Here is a 19937-nt window from a genome sequence, read left to right on the forward strand (position 1 = left end):
AGTATGAGGCCTCTCGCAAATGCTTATTCTTACGAAAACCAGTCAGTTGCCATTATTGGCTATGGTGTAACGGGTAAAGCATGCGTGGCGTTTTTGCTTAATAAAGGCGCGAAGGTAAGCGTGTTTGACGATTCCTTCAACACTAGCAATAAGCAAAGTCTCGCCAATACTGAAAATCTCACTTTTTGCGAAGTGCATGAAGCCCTTGATTTAAGAGAATTTGACCAAGTAGTGGTAAGCCCTGGTGTTAATTTACGCAAGGCCTTTATACAAAATTATATCGCACATAAGGGGCATGCTAGCGCAGTAATAGGCGACATTGAACTATTTGCACGCCAGCTCAACGAAATCAATAGCGGGCTTGTGCCGGGTGAAAATCCTATTAAAGTTGTTGCGGTTACCGGCTCAAACGGTAAAAGCACCGTGGTTGACATGCTGACCAAAGTGCTGCTCAAGCAGGGCGTGAATGTGGCGCTTGGGGGCAATTTTGGTACCGCCGCGCTAGCACTTATTGCGCCTAATTTTATTTTAGCTGGCAATAATGGCCACAGCGAACAAAACACATCTGCGCCGCGCATCGACATCATTGTACTTGAGCTTTCTAGTTTCCAACTAGAATCTACCTTTAGTTTGTGTCCTGACATAGGCTGCATTTTAAACATTAGTTCTGATCATCTTGACCGCCACGGCTCTATGGCGGCATACACGCTCGCCAAGCAGCAAATATATGCAAATGCTGCCACTGTTGTATTCAATCGAGACGATAGCGCGACATCTCCTTCTTCCTTAGAAAACGCGATAAGTGTCGGCTATAATCAATTTGATGGAGGCCAACTAGGTGATTCTACCAAGCACTTTTATCAAACCAGCAAGGGCATTTACTGTGGCCAGCATTTTTTATTTGATGCAAGTCAGGTTATGGGCATAAGCCAGTTTCAGCTTGTGAACATGCAGGTAGTGTTTGCGTGTTGCCAAATATTGAAGGTTAACCTAGTGCTTGCGGCGCAGTCACTAGGTGAATATAAAGGGTTGCCGCACCGCTTTGAAACGGTTTATCACAGCAAAACAAGCATATGGATAAACGATTCTAAAGCCACTAACCCAGGCGCTTGTTTGGCCGCGCTTGAAAGTTTAGCAAAGCAGGTAAGCCATATTATTCTTATTGCCGGTGGTGATGCAAAAGGCGCCGACATTCAAATGCTTGCTCATGCTATGTCGACGCATGTAGACAGGCTAATTCTAATTGGTAAAGATGCCGACTTATTTACTCAATTTGGCACGCCGTTTACACGCGCTAATTCAATTGAAGACGCGGTTGAAAAAGCAAAGGCGTATGCCGGTGAGCTTGCGCGCAATCATGACAATCCTTACATAGGCGTAATGCTGTCGCCAGCGTGTGCAAGCATTGATATGTTCAACAACTATCAACATCGCGGCCAGCTTTTTTGCCAAGCGGTCACCGCGCAGGTAACCGCGTAATGGATCCTAGCATGCAAAGCACCTCACATAGAATTATACAGCAGTTCAGCCTGAGCGAAATGTTTGCAAATAGGCATGATCACGCAAGTCAGCGCCCTTACAGCTTATTGCTTGTATTGGTCTGCTTAGCCTTATATACCATTGGCTTTATTATTGTGACATCAGCCTCAATGCCCATTGCTGAGCGCATGTACGATAACCCTTACCACTTTGCTATTCGTCACGGTATTTACGTATTACTGGCTATTACAGCCGCATTAATTGTACTAAATATACCCATGCAATTTTGGCGGGTGGTAAATCCCTACCTACTATTTTTGGCCATTGCGCTGCTTATTATTGTTATCGTAAATGGCAAGGCCGTTTATGGAAGTACACGATGGATAGTGCTTGGGCCCATCACTGTGCAGCCTGCAGAGCCTGCAAAACTGTTTTTCTTTCTTTACTTAGCCGGCTATTTAGTGCGCAGATACGAGCAAGTACAAGACAACTTAAGAGGTTTTTTTAAGCCCTTAATTGTTTTTTTTGTGTTTGCTGCTTTATTATTAATGCAGCCCGATTTAGGCACCGTAGTGGTGATGTTTACTACTACCCTCGCACTTTTATTTTTAGCTGGTGCGCGGCTAGGGCACTTTCTTGCGGTCATTTTTACAGGCGCCGCGGCTTTTGCCTTGTTAATTGCTACCTCTGATTACCGACGCGCGCGCATATCAGGTTTTTTAGATCCGTGGGCTGACCCTTTTGGTGATGGCTATCAGCTTACGCAGTCACTTATGGCATATGGGAGAGGCTCTTGGTTTGGAGAAGGTCTTGGCAATAGCTTGCAAAAACTAGAGTTTTTACCCGAAGCACACACCGATTTTATTATGGCTATTTTGGCCGAAGAATTTGGATACGTGGGTATATTGATAGTGCTAGTACTGCTGTTCACGCTTATTGTGAAAGGCTTACAAATAAGTAATTTAGCCTTGTCTAACCAACGTCCGTTTGAAGCGTTTACCGCCTATGGCATTAGCATTTGGATTTGCCTACAAACGGCAATTAACATTGGGGCTAGCTCTGGTTTATTGCCTACAAAAGGACTCACCCTTCCGCTGGTGAGCTACGGAGGTTCATCCTTAATTATTATGAGCATTGCGGTAGCCCTGCTGGTGCGAATCGATTTTGAATTACGGGTGGATGGTGTACATGCCATTTCCCGCAGCGCTCGTTCATCAAGCGCCAAAAAGACGAAAGCGGGCAGAGGCGACGATGAATAAATGCTCATTAGTGATTATGGCGGGTGGCACCGGCGGGCATGTTTTTCCAGGTCTTGCGGTAGCAAGCCTTATGCGCGAAAAAGGCTGGCAGGTAGAGTGGATTGGGACCGCTGATAAAATGGAGGCTCAACTAGTCCCTAAGTACGGCTTCAATATTCATTTTATTAATATCGGCGGTTTACGCGGTAAATCAATAATCACGCAGTTATTAACGCCTTTTAAGCTGGCAGGTGCGCTTTTTCAATCTATTGCCTTATTGCGTAAATTAAGGCCTAGTGCGGTACTCGGAATGGGCGGCTACGCTAGCGGGCCTGGTGGTATTGCCGCTTGGCTGTTAAAAGTTCCCTTAGTGGTACACGAGCAAAATGCAGTGTTTGGCATGACCAACAGATATTTGGCAAAAATAGCGACCTTCACGCTGACAGGATTCGACTTAGCCAGCGTTGTGCCGGCAAATGCTGCCAACAAGTCTTCGCCTTCAAATACACATTATGTCGGCAACCCTATACGCCAAGATTTCTTTGATATTGCCCCTAAACACCGAGCAAATAGCACACAAAGCCTTAATATTCTTATTGTGGGAGGGAGTTTGGGCGCATTAGCATTAAATCAAATCGTTCCCAAGGTGTTAATCACGCTGGGTAAACGTTTTTCAGTGTCGGTAATGCATCAGTCGGGCGCAAATAAACACGCGCAGGTACAAGCGGCTTATCAGAACATGCCAAACGTTGAGGTAATTGAATTTATAGATAATATGCAAAGCGCCTTTAGCTGGTCAGATATTATCATTTGTAGAGCCGGTGCGTTAACCGTCGCCGAGGTTGCCGGCGCCGGCAGAGTCGCGATTTTTGTGCCTTTACCAAATGCGGTAGACGATCATCAAAGCGCAAATGCTAGGTATTTAAGCGATAAAGGCGGTGCTCTATTGATCCAACAAAGCGCCTTAGAAACGTCACTGTTACCCGCTTTAGAGACGGTCTGTTTGTCGCTTGAAAAACGCGATGAAATTGCGTCTATAGCAAGGGCGAGCGCACATAAAAATGCGACGTTTGAGGTAGCCTCGTTTATCGAAAAAGCAGTGAATGCTAATATGCAAAACAAAAATAATAAGAGGGATTAGCAGTGAAATCACCCATAGCAAGTACGACTAAATTACCTTCAAACGCTCCCGTTCATAAGATGCGCGCAGTCGAGCATATCTATTTTGTAGGTATAGGCGGCGCAGGCATGGGCGGCATTGCCGAAGTCATGCTCAACTTAGGCTACAAAGTAAGCGGTTCAGATATAAGTATGAGTAAAATGACGTCGCGTTTGCAAAGCATGGGCGCACAGGTATTCATTGGGCATAGAAGCGATAACTTACTCGCGGTAGATGTCGTAGTGGTGTCTTCTGCAATTGACGCCACTAACCCTGAAATTGTTAAAGCAAACGAAAATCGCATTCCAGTTATTCGTCGCGCGCAAATGTTGGCAGAGCTAATGCGTTTTCGCTACGGCATAGCCATAGCCGGCACACATGGTAAAACGACCACCACTAGCTTGATTGCGACTATTTTTTCACAGGCTAATTTAGACCCTACCTTCGTGATTGGCGGCTTACTTAACAGTGCCGGCACCAATGCTAGATTAGGTGAAAGTAAATATCTTATTGCTGAAGCCGATGAAAGCGACGCATCATTTTTACATTTGCAGCCCACGGTCAGCGTGGTGACTAACATTGAGGCTGATCATCTTGACGCTTATGACGGTGACTTTAGTAAAATGAAAAGCGCCTACGTGGAGTTTCTGCACAACTTACCTTTTTATGGACTTGCCGTGCTGTGCGCCGATGACAAGGTAATTCAAGAGCTTATCCCTAAAATTGAACGAAAGTACATCACCTATGGCATTAAGAAGGATAGTGATTATGTTGCTTGCAACATAAGCTATAGTGTAAATAAGAGTCGCTTTGAGGTCTTAAGAAAAAATCATACCGCACTGCAGGTCGACTTAAATATTACTGGCATTCACAATGTACTAAACGCCACGGCCGCTATTGCCATAGCGACCGAAGAAGGCTTGAGTGACCGCGATATTTTAGCGGCACTAGCTTCATTTGAGGGTATAGGCAGACGGTTTCAGGTGTTGGGTCAATTTGATTTGCCCAGCGCTAACGCCAGCGCACGAAGTGTTACCTTAGTTGACGATTATGGTCATCATCCCACTGAGGTTGATATGACAGTAGCAGCGGCTAGAAGTAACTGGCCTAATAAACGTTTAGTGATGGTGTATCAGCCTCACCGTTATTCGCGAACGCGCGATTTATATGAAGATTTTGTAGAAGTATTATCTAAAGTTGACGTGCTTTTATTGCTTGACGTGTATGGCGCAAGTGAGGCCCCGATTGAAGGTGTTGATAGCCGAACACTGTGCGGTTCAATAAGGCAAAGAGGTAAAATAGACCCAATATATGTAGGTAAACCCCAGCAGGTTTACGAAATACTTAACGATGTGCTGTGCGATCAAGACGTGGTGTTTTTGCAAGGTGCGGGTAACATAGGCAATATTGCCACTGCTTTAGCCGAGAACGGCTGCAAGCTAAATCTATTAATGGGTGATGAGGCATAGTTATGACACTAAGTTCACTTGCGTCTATTACAGTTAGCCCTGAAACCTTCGGTAAGGTCGCCGTTGTTTTTGGCGGTAATTCAGCTGAACGCAAGGTAAGCTTAGCATCTGGCAAGGCAATATTAGATGCGCTCAACCACTGCGGCATTGATGCACACGGGTTTGATCCAAAATATCGCCGTATATGCGAACTTAAAGACGAAAAATTTGACAGGGTGTTCATTGCTCTACATGGAAGAGGCGGCGAGGACGGATCTATCCAGGGCGCCCTGGAACTGTTTGGCTTACCTTACACCGGGTCCGGCGTTACAGGCTCTGCTTTATCTATCGACAAGGTATTGAGTAAACTCATATGGCACGCACGTAAACTACCAACAGCCGAGTATGTGGTAATATTAAAAGATGAATTCAAAGCCTCAGACGCAGCCCAAATATTGGCGCTAATTGGCAGCGAAGTGATGGTAAAACCGAGTTTAGAAGGGTCAAGTCTAGGCATGACGAAAGCCACAAACGAACGAGAACTGCTAAGCGCCATAAAAACAGCTTTTGAATATGACTCACAGGTGCTAGTAGAAGCCTTCATAACCGGGCCAGAATATACGGTCAGTATTTTAGGCACCCGCGCTTTGCCGTCTATTAGTATGAAAGCGGCGTCAGGGTTTTATGATTATTTTGCAAAATATCAAGCAACTACTACCCAGTACAATTGCCCAAGTGGTTTAAGCAATAGCGATGAATTATATGTTCAATCCTTAGCGCTTGAGGCCTTTAAAGCCTTACAGGGAAAGGGTTGGGGACGTATAGATATTATGCGCGACAGGGCGATTGATAATAAAGGTAAGCCATGCGGGAAGTTTTATCTATTAGAAAGTAACACCGTGCCGGGCATGACAAAGACCAGTTTGGTGCCAAAAGCGGCTAAGCAAACTGGTTTGAGTTTTGAGCAACTGGTGGTACACATTTTGGCGCAAACATTGACGTCAGACTTAGAGCGAAATTCGCTTAGTAGTAGTTTAGAGGAAAGCTTAATTAAACAGCAAGATACACTCAACAATGATGGGCAAAACACCTCGGCAAACCTCATCAACAAAGGTTTGGGAGATAATAGTGAGTGACAAAGGGCCAGCAGCGCAGAACAAGCTGAAAAAGAACGTGCTGCCTGATACCGCGCTGACAACATCAGCAAGGTCGCAAAAGGCAGATAAAGCGCTGCAAAAAACTCCCTTTTTAGTCGGTTTCCCTATTTTTTTGGTGGTAATTTCAGCCTTAGCTTATGCAAGCTTTGGCGCATACGAGTGGTTACAAGACGAGCAAAGGCTGCCGGTGCAAGAAATTGTTATCAGCGGTGAAATAAAAATGCTCGATAAGCTTGGGCTTCAAAATATTATTAGAAGCCAAGCTAAGGGTAGTTTTTTTACACTTGATGTAAATCATGTGCACCGTCTAATGGCGGTGCAGCCATGGGTGTACAACGCGTCGGTACGAAAGCGTTGGCCCAGCAAATTATATATACATGTTGTGGAGCAACAGGCGGTTGCAATATGGAATGATGATTTGCTGCTAAATCGATACGGGGACACGTTTGAAGGGTTGCCTGCTAAGCAAGAGAACATGCAAGCAAATGGTGAGTCCCCATTTACCCAAATGCGGCGAGCAGAATTACAAAAATTACCGCTTTTATACGGTCCAATGGGTAGCGAAAAAACAGCGCTAACAGGGTATACTCATATGCAGCGACTACTGAATATAAGTGGTCAAAAAATTGCCTTATTGTCACTAAGTGAACGCTTTGCGTGGCAAGTAAAGTTACACAATCAAGTTTTATTAAAATTAGGACGTCAAGAGTATATAAACAGACTGCAGCGATATATAGACGTTTATCCATTGTTGCTGCAGGAAGAAAAGTCAGTAGCGTATGTTGATTTGCGCTATGACACTGGTTTGGCTGTTGGTTGGGGGGCGCCACGTAACCTCAAAAAGCTTGGCCTCCAAAGTATCAATAATAATAGTTAAGGAACGAAAATACTGTGTCTAAGGCATTAGAAAGAGACTTAATAGTTGGGCTAGATATCGGCACGAGTACCGTTAAAGCGGTCCTGGGTGAAATATTAGACGATGGCAATATAAGTATTGTGGGCGTAGGCAAACACAAGTCTCGTGGAATGGATAAAGGCGGCGTAAACGATTTGAATTTAGTCATTGATTCAATTCGCCATGCGATCAACGAAATGGAACTTATGGCTGATTGCCAAGTGTCCAGTGTATTTATGTCAATTAGTGGCCGCCACGTTCAGTGCCAAAATGAAACTGGTATGGTGCCCATTAATAATCAAGAAGTGACACAAGATGATGTTGATAACGTCATTCACGCCGCGCGTTCGGTACCAATGGCCGCTGAACGAAAGCTTCTGCATGTGTTGCCTCAAGAATATGTGATTGATGTGCAAGAGGGTATTAAAAACCCCATAGGGATGTCGGGCGTCAGAATGGTGGCCGCGGCGCATATTATTACGTGTGCAGAGGACATGGCAAAGAATTTAGTGAAGTGTGTTGAAAGCTGCGATTTAACTGTTGATCAGACCATATTTGGAGCGCTAGCGTCAAGCTATGCCGTGTTAACCGAAGACGAGAAAGAATTAGGTGTTTGTGTCGCTGATATTGGGGGCGGGACTCTCGACATAGTGATTTACACAGACGGTGCAATAAGACATACTGCTGTTATACCATTAGCGGGTAATCAGATAACAAGTGATATAGCAAAAATATTCCGAACACCAATGAATAATGCAGAGCAAATTAAAGTGAATTATGCCTGTGCATTAAAAAGCATGGTTAGTATGGAAGAAACCATTGATGTGCCAAGTGTTGGCGGTAGACCAGCGCGCGCTATGTCGCGCCACACACTCGCTGAAGTAATCGAACCTAGGTACCACGAGCTATTAGAAATTGCCTATGAGCATATCAAAGCCAGTGGATTAGAAGAGCAGATAGCCGCCGGTTTAGTTATTACAGGAGGCACTTCCAAAATGGAGGGTGCTGTAGAGTTCGCAGAAGAAATATTTCAAATGCCAGTACGAATTGGTAAGCCGCACAGTGTAAAAGGCTTAGCCGAGTATGTAGACGATCCTTGTTTTGCAACCGCAGTCGGTCTGCTGCAGTACGGCAAACAAAATTCTAATAATAAGAAAGCGTCAGCTAAGCATGACGACGAAAGCGTGTTAAAACGCATAAAGAGCTGGTTTAAAGGTGCATTTTAGGGGGCCTTTGAGCGCTAAAACAATAACAAGTCTGTTGCGCAGACTTAACGGTATCGGAGAATAACCATGTTCGAACTAATGGAACCGCCTTCAGACGAAGCGGTAATAAAAGTAGTGGGTGTTGGTGGCGGCGGCGGAAACGCAGTCCAATATATGGTTGATGCAACCATCGAAGGCGTTGACTTTATAGCGATGAATACTGATGCGCAAGCATTAAAAAAATCCACCGCAGCAATCAAAATACAAATTGGCACAGAGCTAACCAAAGGCTTAGGCGCAGGCGCCGATCCTAACGTAGGAATGGAAGCGGCAAGAGAAGACCGTGAAAAAATCCGTCAAGCCTTAGAAGGCGCTGATATGATTTTTATCACCGCTGGCATGGGCGGTGGTACTGGCACGGGAGCAGCCCCTGTGGTTGCCCAATTAGCCAAAGAAATGGGGATACTGACTGTTGCTGTGGTGACAAAACCTTTTCCGTTTGAAGGTAAAAAGCGGCTAGATTTTGCGAACCAAGGTATTGCTGAGTTGTCTCAATACGTCGACTCGTTAATTACTATACCCAATGAAAAATTGCTAAAAGTAATGGGCAAAGGCACGCCTTTATTGCAAGCGTTTAATGCCGCTAACGACGTATTAAAAGGCTCTGTGCAGGGTATTGCCGAGCTTATTACCCGCACCGGCTTAGTTAACGTCGACTTTGCCGACGTTAAAACGGTAATGTCTGAAATGGGCACTGCGATGATGGGCAGCGGCGTTGGACGCGGCGAAGATAGAGCAGAAGAAGCTGCAGAAGCTGCAATAGCGTGCCCACTGTTAGAAGATATTGATTTGTCGGGAGCCCGTGGCATTCTAGTGAACATTACCGCAGGTTTAGACTTTTCCATTGACGAGTATGAAATCATTGGTAATGCCGTAAAAGCCTTTGCTTCAGAAAATGCTACGGTAGTAGTAGGAACGGTGATTGATCCAGAATTAGAAGGCGAAATAAGAGTCACGGTCGTTGCCACAGGCATTGGTGCCGACCGCAAGCCTGATATTTCACTTGTTACTTCAGAGTCTACGAAACCTTATAGAGAGCCTAGTGGAGCATCTGAAAGTCGCTCGAAGGGCTCTGTAGAGGGTAATCAAGCGATGAAATTAGATGAAGAGCAGCCAAGTGAATTGGAATATTTAGACATTCCAGCGTTTTTACGCAGACAAGCAGACTGATAACAACGCACCAAATTATACGAATAGTTTGGTGCGAATTTTTTTGGATCACACAGGTGGTCTGAACAGTTATAAACTTGTCGATAAAGCTTGCAAAATTAAAATCCTTTGACTTTTAGTTGTTTAATCTGTAATATTTTCAAGCTCAAAGTGACGACGATACGGATATGTTAAAACAAAGAACCCTCAAAACATCTATTACAGAAACTGGGATCGGCTTACACAAAGGCCGCAAAGTGACAATGTCACTACGTCCAGCGCCTGCAGACACAGGTATTGTTTTTAGGCGTATGGATATAAACCCGCCCGCCTATATTCACGCCAACGCAAAAGACGTAGGTGATACCACGCTGTGTACCTGCATTACAAATGCTGATGGCCATTCTATTTATACCGTAGAGCATTTAGCGTCAGCGCTTTCCGGCTTGGGAATCGACAATATTATTGTTGAAGTTGATAGTCACGAGCTCCCAATTTTGGACGGCAGCGCCAGTCCTTTTATTTTCCTGCTGCAAAGCGCGGGTATCGTGGAACTAGACAAACCCAAAAAGTTCATTAAAGTAAATAAAGTAGTGCGTGTTGAAGACGATGACAAATGGGCAGAGTTCAGGCCATATAGCGGCTTTAGAGTGGATTTTAGGATTGACTTTGCACACCCTGCAATTTCACAAACAAGACAGCACTGCATATTAGATTTTTCTAAGGACTCTTATCTTGATGAAGTAAGCCGAGCACGAACTTTCGGCTTCATGCGCGATTTAGAAACGATGAATTCGATGAACCTTGCATTAGGCGGGAGCATGGATAACGCAGTGGCACTTGACGAATTTAGAGTGCTTAATCCTGAAGGCTTACGCTATTCAGACGAGTTTTTAAAGCATAAGATATTAGACGCAATAGGCGACTTATTTTTAGGTGGGCATAATTTAATTGGTGAATTAGTTGCCTACAAAACGGGGCATGGTTTAAATAACAAGCTACTCAATGCTATTCTAGATGATAGAAGCGCATGGGAGTACGTTGAATTTGAAAATGAAGAGAACTTGCCCATTAAATTTATTGAAAATCCAAGAAAATTAGGCGTTAACTTTGCCTAAACTTATGTGTAGACTACAGCAATGCAAAAAACTGGTTACTTGTAGCCAGTTTTTTTACGTTTGTTGCCAAGCAATTACGCACGGTAGCTTTGCACGGTAGCTTTGCACGATCATTGCAATTCCACAGCAGTCATTTTATGACATGCTGCAGGGCGTATCATTTTATTTTTTAGGTATACATACAAATACATAACACTGGGCTTATTGCTTTATACTAAATGGTCTATAAAAGAATGAACGGCTGTGTAGCTTAGTCAGTCCATATAAACTGTAAAAGAGAATCCAAGGCCATGAGTATCACCATTTTAATCAAAGGCAAGAACACACGAATTGCGAAGAGATTTTCTATTCGTAAAACGGTAAGCCTAGTGGTGGGAGTTTCACTGGTATTCTTAGTCTCTAGTAGAACGACAGAGTCGGTATATGAAAACCAAATAAGGCTAAATGTAGTTAAGACCGGTCCGCAAGAGCAGGTCGATTTAGTCGATAAACTGCACAACAGTACTGGTGAAAAGCTAGATAGGCTAATCGGCCAGCTAGCCGCAATGCAATTTCAACTTAATCAGCTAGATTCCATTTCAGCCAGTTTGGCCAAAAAAAATGGTCTCACTGAAGCCGACTTTGTCTTACCTCAAGAAATTAATACACAGCTTAGCAAAGACGCCGAGCTAACTTCTCAAATTGAAAAAATGGCCGACGCGTTAGAGTTTAAAGTACAGCAACTCAGCGCCCTTGAATCTATTCTCCAAGGCCTTAATATAGAACAAGAAAGCAAACTGGCTGGCAGGCCGGTTAGTAAAGGTTGGTTATCTTCGTATTATGGTATTCGCAAAGACCCATTTAACGGTAAACCTACTATGCATAAAGGTATAGATTTTGCCGGAGAAGAAGGCAGCGAAGTGGTCGCCACCGGCGCAGGTATAGTTACCTGGGCTGGGAATCGCTCTGGTTACGGAGGTTTAGTCGAAATTGATCATGGCAATGGTTTACGTACCCGCTATGGTCATAATTCTGTCTTAACCGTTAAAAAAGGTGACATCGTAACCAAAGGGCAAGCAGTTGCACTTTTGGGTAACACGGGTCGTTCTACTGGGGCTCACGTGCACTATGAAGTCCTTGAAAACGGTCGCCAAATAGATCCACTACCTTTCATATACCGCTAGTCTGCCAATTACACGCTTTGTTTAGTGTAAAAGATATAATCTTCGTACACGACTTTATGGGCCATATTTGATCACTTTGTGGTAATATGCGCCTTTTTTAACGCTAATCAAAATTGGACGCCTTAATCGCATGGTTGTGAGCTTATTTAGAAAAGTTTTTGGTACTCGTAACGCCCGGCTTTTAAAAAAGTTACGTAAAACAGTTAATCAAATTAATGCATTTGAACCTGAGTTTGAAGCATTAAGTGATGACGAACTTAAAGCCAAGACGAAAGAGTTTCAAACACGAATAGCCGACGGCGAAACCCTTGAAAAAGTAAAGGTTGAAGCGTTTGCGATTGTGCGCGAGGCCAGTAAACGTGTTTACGGCATGCGCCATTTTGACGCGCAAATGAAAGGCGGGATAGTACTGCACCAAGGCAAAATAGCGGAAATGCGCACGGGTGAAGGTAAAACCTTAACCGCGACCTTGCCCACGTATTTGAATGCGCTTTCGGGTAAAGGTGTGCACATAGTAACGGTCAACGATTATTTAGCCAAGCGTGATGCCGATTGGAGTCGAAAGTTATTTTCATTCTTAGGCCTCACCGTAGGCTGTAATATTCCTGGCATGAATCACGATGACAAAATTGAAGCTTACAAGAGTGACGTTACTTACGGCACTAACAATGAGTTTGGTTTCGATTATTTACGTGACAATATGGCGTTTAGTCCTAAAGACCGTGTACAACGGCCCTTGAACTTTGCCGTTATTGATGAAGTTGACTCAATTTTAATTGACGAAGCAAGAACGCCCCTTATTATTTCAGGCGCCGCTGAAGACAGCTCTGAGCTTTACAAAAAAATTAACACGCTTATTCCAGAGCTGCAGAAACAAGACGTAGAAGACGCCGAAAACGCTCACGGCGACGGGCATTACACATTAGATGAAAAAGCCAAACAGGTGTACTTGACTGAGAACGGTCAATTATTCGTAGAGGAGCTTCTGCGAAAAGTAGGTCTAATAGCCCAAGGCGAATCCCTTTTTGCTGCTGCAAATATACCTATGCTACATCATGTAAATGCCGCATTGCGCGCGCACAAACTCTTCACCAAAGACGTTGACTACATTGTTAAAGATGACCAAATAGTGATTGTAGATGAGCACACCGGACGAACAATGGAAGGGCGGCGCTGGTCAGAAGGCCTGCATCAAGCAATGGAAGCTAAAGAAGGCGTAAAGATCCAAAATGAGAACCAGACCTTAGCTTCAATTACTTTCCAAAACTTCTTCAGAATCTATGAAACCTTAAGCGGCATGACCGGTACTGCGGAAACTGAGGCCTTTGAATTTCACAGTATATACGGCTTAGAGACCGTGGTTATACCCACCAATAAACCGATGGTCAGAAAAGACCACGCGGATAAAATTTATCTGACGGCGCAAGAAAAGCAAGCGGCTATTATTGAGGATATTAAAGAGTGTGTTGAGCGAAACCAACCTGCGCTTGTGGGCACAATATCAATCGAAAACTCTGAACTATTGTCAAGTCTGCTCAAAAAAGCCAAGATCAAGCATAAAGTACTTAATGCTAAATTCCACGCACAAGAAGCCGACATCGTCGCACAAGCCGGCATGCCAGGTGCAATTACTATAGCCACGAATATGGCTGGGCGCGGCACTGACATTGTGCTTGGCGGTAATTTTGACGCGGTGCTGGAAAAGTTAAACGCGCCAAGCGATGAAGAAATCGCTAAACACAAAGAAAAATGGCAAGAACGACACGATGCGGTTGTTACGTCGGGAGGCCTGCATATAATAGGCACCGAACGTCATGAGTCACGCCGTATCGATAATCAGCTGCGAGGCCGTTCCGGTCGTCAGGGCGACCCTGGTTCATCGCGTTTTTACTTATCTTTAGAAGATCCATTAATGCGTATTTTTGCTTCAGACAAAATGAGCAACATGATGAAGCGCTTTGGTATGGAAAAAGGCGAATCTATCGAGCACCCGTGGGTGTCTCGTGCAATTGAAAATGCACAGCGCAAAGTAGAAGGCCGCAACTTTGATATACGTAAGCAATTACTAGAATACGATGACGTTGCTAATGACCAACGTGGGGTTATTTACGAACAACGCAATGAACTTTTAAATGAAGGCGATATTGCTAGCACCATCGTTAATATTCGCAAAGACGTTGTCACCACTGTGGTGAATCAATATATTCCGCCTCAGTCACTGGAAGAAATGTGGGATGTGAGCGGACTTGAAGAACGTTTACGCAGTGACTTCTTAGTAGACCTTGAGCTGCAAAAAATGCTTGATGAAGATGACAAACTTCACGAAGAAAAAATGCGTGAAATTATACTTGAAGCGGTGATAAAAGCGTATAAAGATAAAGAAGGTTCAGTAGGCGACGAAGTGCTGCGTTTGTTTGAAAAGCAAATTATGCTGCAAACACTCGACACGCATTGGAAAGAACACTTAGCGGCCATGGATTATTTGCGCCAAAGCATTCATTTACGCTCCTATGCGCAAAAGAATCCAAAGCAAGAATTTAAGCGCGAGTCTTTTGAACTGTTTTCAGAAATGCTAGATAACTTAAAAGTAGAAGTAATTAGCGTATTAAGTAAAGTGCAAGTTCGCCAAGAGTCTGACGTAGAAGCGGTAGAAGCACAGCGAAGACGCGCCGAGGCTGAACAAATGGTTGAGCACAAACAGGCTAACTCACCCGTTAAAAGTCCAATTGCTGAAGCTGTTGCGCCTAAACCGCTGCCTGCGCAGCGCACGGGTCCAAAAGTAGGCCGTAACGAACCCTGTCCATGTGGTTCAGGCAAAAAATACAAGCAGTGTCATGGCAAACTTAGCTAAGCACGTGCAGGTAGCGGTAGGTGTTATTACAAGAAACGATCAGTTTTTTGTATGTCGCCGCCGCGCTCATCAACACCAAGGCAACAAGTGGGAATTCCCCGGCGGCAAAATAGACCTCGATGAATCTCCTGAACATGCGCTAAGGCGTGAATTAAGCGAAGAAATAGGTATAATAGCAAGAGCTTATTTCCACTTACTTAACCTTGATTTTAGCTACCCTGATAAAAAAGTGAGCCTGCACGTATTTGTTGTTTCTGATTTTAGCGGCGAAGCTTATGGCGCAGAAGGCCAAGAATCAAAGTGGGTTGGCTTTAATGATTTGCTCAGCTTAGACTTCCCCGACGCAAATCGCACTATCATTGAGAAATTAGCGCTCATTAGGGGGTAACAGCGCTTTTGCACGGTCGTCATTGCGCCGCAGCTTCGATTAATTCTGGTAACTAAAGCATTTTTCGAATATTGTAATATCAAAAAACGCTCCTAGTACAAGCAAAGCGGTGTAAGGCGCGGACTAAAAATAGTTGAATAGCAAAGATTCAGGAATAAAACATGCTGAACAAATCCTTACTTCCCCTAATAGCCATTGCGCTTTTGGCAAGCTGCGGCGGCAGCGATAATCAGTCACAACAACCAATAGAAACGGGCTTTCCAAGCTGTAGTGTGCCTGATCAGAACGAAGTGTTTTTTAAATTTTTGCAAAACACCTACCTTTGGTACGATCAACTTCCTGGCGCAATTAACCCACAGGCATACTCAAGCGTAGACGCCATGCTAGACGATGTGCGCTTTGAACAAGACCGCTTCTCTGGCTTTCAAGACAGACAGGATTACGACGATTTCTTTGAAAACGCGACGTTTACTGGTTATGGATTCAGCAGTGACCAAAGCACAGACCTAAATGCTTACATAGTGCGCTATGTCTTTGATAACTCTGCGGCTGGGCAGGCTGGATTGAGTCGAGGCGACCGTTTAACAAACATAAACGGTTTTAGCGTGACTCAGATAAATAGGGAATTATTAAGTAACGAAACGGTGTTTGGTCCTGACCAAGTGGGTTTTACGATTAACATCACTTTTGAAAAACCAAGCGGTGAAATTATTAATACCCAAATGTCTAAAATTGCAGTCAGCACAAACACAGTTTTTGCTAGCCAAGTGTTTTCGTCTAACGTGGGAGAAGTGGCTTACTTGTCGTTTCAAAATGGGTTTATTGAAGCATCGGATGCGGAGCTAGAGGCCTCGTTTGCACAGCTTGGCAATGCTGGGATCGACGAACTTATTTTAGATCTTCGCTATAATTCAGGCGGCCGCTTAAGTGTGGCGGCAAACTTAGCGTCGTTGATTGTTGGCCGCTCGGCGGTCAATGACATATTTACTACGCTTACTTACAACGATAAAAACAGCAACCGCAACTCTTCGTTTCGCTTTACCAGTAAACTAAATGCCTTGAATCTTTCACGCGTAGTGGTACTTACAACGCCCAACACATGTTCAGCGAGTGAGCTTATCATAAATGGTTTAGCGCCGCATATGGAGGTAGCTACAATAGGCACTGCGACATGCGGTAAGCCTGTTGGGCAAAACCCGGATTTTTACTGCGACAAGGTACTCTCAGCGATAAATTTCAGAACGGTGAATTCACTTGACCAAGGCGATTACTTTGATGGTTTACCGCCAACCTGCCTAGTACAAGATCAAATAGTGGCTGACTGGGGCAGTTTAGATGATCCTGTATATGCCGAAGCAGTTAATTATGTAAATACTGGAAGTTGCAGCGCGCCCACCGCCTCTAAAAGTAGAAGTCGCCAGTCGATTGAGCTGACAACGAGCCCATCGCGCCTTGACTATCAAGCACTGTTAACTGGACACCTACACTAGGCAACTAGGGTGACCATTCAGCCAAGCTGCGCTCACCGTATCACTGGGCTTGCAACGTCTTTGCTTTTATATCAAAAAAGGCGCTGTACATAACAGGTACCACACCTAAGGTTAAAATAGTGCCTATTCCTAAACCTGCGGCAATGGCGCAGGCCATGCCGTAAAATAGCGCGTCTTGGCTAACAATCAGCGGCAGCAGCCCTAAAATAGTGGTGCTAGTCGACATCAAAATAGGGCGCAGGCGGTGTACGCAGGCACTAATTAATGCTGCGTAATCGTCTGCATTGCTAGGGTCATTTCTTTCAATGTCTATTCTGTCTATTAACACTATGGCGTTATTCACGATAATACCGGCCAAAGCATAAAAGCCTAGAATAACCATAAAGCCAAAGTTTGCACCTGACGCTAATAAACCAACAACCGCGCCAATTAATATAAGCGGCACGGTAAGAATAACAATACCAGCGCGCCGGTAAGAATTAAACTGCGCAATGAGTATAATCATTACAATGGCCAAGCACAGCGGAATATTAGCGCTTAAGGACTGCTGCGATTCTTTTGACTCTTTGACCACACCGTCAAATTCAATGCGATGAGAGTAGGGCAGTGTGGCGGCCAATTCATCTAATTTTGGCTGCAGTATTGAGACCATGTCCTCAGCCGTTAAAAATAAGTTTTTACCCTCAATAGTAACCGTTCTAAACAAGTCTTCGCGGGCAATTCGGGCATATTGTGGGGTAAACCTCACCGTTGCTATTTGTTCAAGTGGCACATTGACATTTCGGCTTTGACTGTACACATTAATACTGTACAAGCGCGATAAATCGAGTCTGTCCTGTGCTTTTCCGCGCGTCACAATAGGGATTAAATCATCGCCCTCTCTAAACTGTGAAATAACCACGCCATCGTAAAATGTCTGCAAGGACCTAGCAACGTCTTGCGACGTGATACCAGCGCGTTTAGCGCGCGCTTGATCGATATCGATATCAACTTGCGAAATTTTGTTTTCCCAGTTGTCCTTAATTTCAACCGTGCCGCTGAGCGATCCCATTATTTTTTTAACTTCTTGGGCAGCATTATATATCACGTCTTTGTCGGGACCTATTACCTGAATATCGAGCTTATTTGAGTCGGAAGGGCCTAAAAACATTTTGGTGACACGCACCTGCATAGCGGGTAAATACTGCGCAAAGTCTTCTCGTAAAAAAGCAATTATTTCATCTTGATACTTACGATCTGCCAAATTAAACATAATAAAGGCTTTACTCGACTCAGGCGTAATAGGCGTAAGTGATAGCACGAAACGTGGCCCGCCAAAGCCGCCATAAGCAGCATAGTTTTCAACGTGCTGATAGCGTTCATTGCCCTCAAGTAGGTCGAATACCTCTTGTAAGCTGCGCTGTGTTTGGCGCATTGTTGTACCTGCGGGCAAATCAATATAGGCAAGTACTTGGGCTCTGTCAGAATCAGGGAAAAACTTCACAGGTACTAGATTTAAGGCCCCACCAGCGGCAAAAAACAGCAGTATCATTATGCTCATAAACACAGTGCGCTGCTGTAAGATTAGCTTCAAGAATATGCAATAACTGTTGTTGAGAGTATCAAACACACTCGCAATTTTTTGCTGTATGGCTGACATTTTCGCAGGGTCGGTGTTGTGTACAAATAGATAGCAAAGGTAAGGAGTAACCACCAGCGACAAAAACCATGAAATGATCAGTGCATAAATAATCACGATGGATATTGAGCGTGTATACTCACCTGAGGCGCTTTCCGCCAGCAGCAATGGCAAAAATACCAGCATGGTAGTGGCCGACGAGGTAAGGAGTGGAATGGTCAGTGTATTGCCAATATTGCGCACAATGTCCTTGCGTTTTTCGCCCGCCTCTAGGCGTTTTTTAAAGTCCTCGGCCACCACTATACCGTTGTCTACAAGTAAACCTAGCGAGATAATTAAGGTTGCTAAGCTCATTCGCTCAAGCGCCATGTTGCTGAAATTCATGATGGCCAGCACAATTAATACCACCGCAGGTACAATTGCGCCTACGATTAAGCCTATCCTAAGTCCTAAGAATAAGATAACTACCCCCAGCACAATGGCCAAGGTTTGAATAACGTTTACCGAAACGCCTTCAACCGCGTTTTCTACTTGGTCGGCCTGACGAGTTATGATGCTAAAGGTCATACCAAGCGGCATAATGTCATTGAGCTCTTGTAGCCGCTTTTCTATTCTAGGTGATACTTCAGTTACGCTATAGCGATCGTTCTTAGCAATGGCTAGTACAATAGCAGGCTTGCCATTAAAGTAAGCGGTTTGGCGAGGTGGATCCACCACGTCTCTGTAAACGTTGGCAATATCTCGCAGCTGTATGGTCTGGCTAGGGTCTGCTAGAGGGAAGACGATATTTTTAATATCCTCTATAATGTTAAAATTGCCGCTTGGCGCAACGTTAAAACTTTTTCCGTTTATATCAATGGTGCCGCCGGAGCGTATTACATTTTCGGTTTGCAAAGTGCTAATGAGCTGGCCGGGTGAAATACCTAGCTGCGCTGCTTTTGCATCAGACACCTCAATCACAATGTTTTCTTGCTGAGCGCCTAAGATATCGACCGACTGAGTGCCTTTTACTAAATAAAGCTCGTCGCGGGCGTGCTGAGCCATATCAAAAAGCTCACCCATTGTTATGCCCTGTGTGGCCTGAAGAGCAACGGTAAGAATCGCCACGTCGCCAAAATTATCATTAATAAAGGGAGGCAGGGTGCCTTGTGGAAGTTGGCCGACGACTTTGTCTAATTCGTTTCTAACTTTGTCCCATATTTGATCCAAATCGAAGTAGCGTTCATGTAGCTGCACATACACAGTTGACTTGCCAAGCACCGAGACTGAGCGTATCTCTTTAACTTCATCGACGTTGCGCACGCCTTCTTCAATGGTTTTGGTGACCAGCAGCTCTATTTTTTCAGCCGACATACCCAAAAACTCAGTGCTTATAACTGCTTCTCGCACTTTAATGGACGGGTCTTCTTGCGCCGGCAGTGTAAAATAGCTGATTGCGCCAAATATCATTAGTCCAAGCACAATAGACGTTACGCTACGGTTATACTTAAGCCCAAATGCAGACAAATTAATCATCATT

Annotated in this window: 14 protein-coding genes; 13 read left to right on the forward strand and 1 reads right to left on the reverse strand. The window is 44.4% G+C overall.

All coding sequences use genetic code 11. From position 1 onward, the window contains the following. Positions 1-3: 3 nt before the first annotated feature. From murD to BAE46_RS05280, 13 genes are all read left to right on the forward strand, one after another. On the forward strand, positions 4-1479 hold the full coding sequence (murD, locus tag BAE46_RS05220; RefSeq protein ID WP_006006491.1) for a UDP-N-acetylmuramoyl-L-alanine--D-glutamate ligase: 1476 nt from the start codon (positions 4-6) through the stop codon (positions 1477-1479). 11 nt (positions 1480-1490) lie between these two features. Then, entirely contained in the window at positions 1491-2738 is a 1248-nt protein-coding gene (ftsW, locus tag BAE46_RS05225; RefSeq protein WP_244884985.1) for a putative lipid II flippase FtsW, read from the forward strand. Continuing rightward, positions 2731-3858 carry an undecaprenyldiphospho-muramoylpentapeptide beta-N-acetylglucosaminyltransferase gene (murG, locus tag BAE46_RS05230; RefSeq protein WP_006006495.1) on the forward strand — a complete coding sequence of 376 codons (1128 nt, stop codon included), beginning with the start codon at positions 2731-2733 and terminating at the stop codon, positions 3856-3858. Before ftsW ends, murG begins: the two co-directional genes overlap by 8 nt. A 59-nt stretch (positions 3859-3917) precedes the next feature. Further along, positions 3918-5345, forward strand: coding sequence for a UDP-N-acetylmuramate--L-alanine ligase (murC, locus tag BAE46_RS05235; RefSeq protein WP_141729320.1), 1428 nt, complete (start codon positions 3918-3920; stop codon positions 5343-5345). A gap of 2 nt (positions 5346-5347) precedes the next feature. After that, positions 5348-6460, forward strand: coding sequence for a D-alanine--D-alanine ligase (locus BAE46_RS05240; RefSeq protein WP_006006498.1), 1113 nt, complete (start codon positions 5348-5350; stop codon positions 6458-6460). Further along, positions 6453-7358, forward strand: a complete 906-nt coding sequence (locus tag BAE46_RS05245; protein WP_006006500.1) for a cell division protein FtsQ/DivIB — start codon at positions 6453-6455, stop codon at positions 7356-7358. Before BAE46_RS05240 ends, BAE46_RS05245 begins: the two co-directional genes overlap by 8 nt. Before the next feature lie 14 nt (positions 7359-7372). Next, positions 7373-8602: a cell division protein FtsA gene (ftsA, locus tag BAE46_RS05250; RefSeq protein WP_006006502.1), complete on the forward strand. Its 1230-nt coding sequence runs from the start codon at positions 7373-7375 to the stop codon at positions 8600-8602. Positions 8603-8668: 66 nt separating this feature from the next. Continuing rightward, complete coding sequence (gene ftsZ / locus BAE46_RS05255; RefSeq protein ID WP_006006503.1) at positions 8669-9811, forward strand: cell division protein FtsZ; 1143 nt, start codon at positions 8669-8671, stop codon at positions 9809-9811. 167 nt (positions 9812-9978) lie between these two features. Continuing rightward, positions 9979-10908: a UDP-3-O-acyl-N-acetylglucosamine deacetylase gene (lpxC, locus tag BAE46_RS05260; RefSeq protein ID WP_006006505.1), complete on the forward strand. Its 930-nt coding sequence runs from the start codon at positions 9979-9981 to the stop codon at positions 10906-10908. 290 nt (positions 10909-11198) lie between these two features. After that, entirely contained in the window at positions 11199-12071 is an 873-nt protein-coding gene (locus BAE46_RS05265; RefSeq protein WP_070111908.1) for a M23 family metallopeptidase, read from the forward strand. 130 nt (positions 12072-12201) lie between these two features. After that, positions 12202-14922: a preprotein translocase subunit SecA gene (gene secA / locus BAE46_RS05270; protein ID WP_006006511.1), complete on the forward strand. Its 2721-nt coding sequence runs from the start codon at positions 12202-12204 to the stop codon at positions 14920-14922. Further along, the gene (gene mutT / locus BAE46_RS05275) at positions 14906-15310 is read left to right on the forward strand and encodes an 8-oxo-dGTP diphosphatase MutT (protein ID WP_006006513.1); all 405 of its coding nucleotides are present in this window, start codon (positions 14906-14908) and stop codon (positions 15308-15310) included. The genes secA and mutT overlap by 17 nt, the downstream gene beginning before the upstream one ends. 161 nt (positions 15311-15471) lie before the next feature. After that, positions 15472-16800 carry a S41 family peptidase gene (locus BAE46_RS05280; RefSeq protein ID WP_083256800.1) on the forward strand — a complete coding sequence of 443 codons (1329 nt, stop codon included), beginning with the start codon at positions 15472-15474 and terminating at the stop codon, positions 16798-16800. A 40-nt stretch (positions 16801-16840) separates the two neighbouring features. Here the strand turns inward: BAE46_RS05280 and BAE46_RS05285 are convergent, their stop codons facing one another. After that, complete coding sequence (locus BAE46_RS05285; RefSeq protein ID WP_083256801.1) at positions 16841-19933, reverse strand: efflux RND transporter permease subunit; 3093 nt, start codon at positions 19931-19933, stop codon at positions 16841-16843. Between the last annotated feature and the right edge of the window lie 4 nt (positions 19934-19937).

Origin of the sequence: Glaciecola punicea (genome assembly GCF_001756615.1) — a bacterium.
In the GTDB taxonomy this organism is placed as follows: domain Bacteria; phylum Pseudomonadota; class Gammaproteobacteria; order Enterobacterales; family Alteromonadaceae; genus Glaciecola; species Glaciecola punicea.

What these genes read in the sequence shown, in the direction of transcription:
- murD (WP_006006491.1), top strand. Translation starts at nt 4, where the DNA reads ATGAGGCCTCTCGCAAATGCTTATTCTTACGAAAACCAGTCAGTTGCC.
- ftsW (WP_244884985.1), top strand. Translation starts at nt 1,491, where the DNA reads ATGCAAAGCACCTCACATAGAATTATACAGCAGTTCAGCCTGAGCGAA.
- murG (WP_006006495.1), top strand. Translation starts at nt 2,731, where the DNA reads ATGAATAAATGCTCATTAGTGATTATGGCGGGTGGCACCGGCGGGCAT.
- murC (WP_141729320.1), top strand. Translation starts at nt 3,918, where the DNA reads ATGCGCGCAGTCGAGCATATCTATTTTGTAGGTATAGGCGGCGCAGGC.
- BAE46_RS05240 (WP_006006498.1), top strand. Translation starts at nt 5,348, where the DNA reads ATGACACTAAGTTCACTTGCGTCTATTACAGTTAGCCCTGAAACCTTC.
- ftsZ (WP_006006503.1), top strand. Translation starts at nt 8,669, where the DNA reads ATGTTCGAACTAATGGAACCGCCTTCAGACGAAGCGGTAATAAAAGTA.
- lpxC (WP_006006505.1), top strand. Translation starts at nt 9,979, where the DNA reads ATGTTAAAACAAAGAACCCTCAAAACATCTATTACAGAAACTGGGATC.
- BAE46_RS05265 (WP_070111908.1), top strand. Translation starts at nt 11,199, where the DNA reads ATGAGTATCACCATTTTAATCAAAGGCAAGAACACACGAATTGCGAAG.
- secA (WP_006006511.1), top strand. Translation starts at nt 12,202, where the DNA reads ATGGTTGTGAGCTTATTTAGAAAAGTTTTTGGTACTCGTAACGCCCGG.
- mutT (WP_006006513.1), top strand. Translation starts at nt 14,906, where the DNA reads ATGGCAAACTTAGCTAAGCACGTGCAGGTAGCGGTAGGTGTTATTACA.
- BAE46_RS05280 (WP_083256800.1), top strand. Translation starts at nt 15,472, where the DNA reads ATGCTGAACAAATCCTTACTTCCCCTAATAGCCATTGCGCTTTTGGCA.
- BAE46_RS05285 (WP_083256801.1), bottom strand. Translation starts at nt 19,933, where the DNA reads ATGATTAATTTGTCTGCATTTGGGCTTAAGTATAACCGTAGCGTAACG.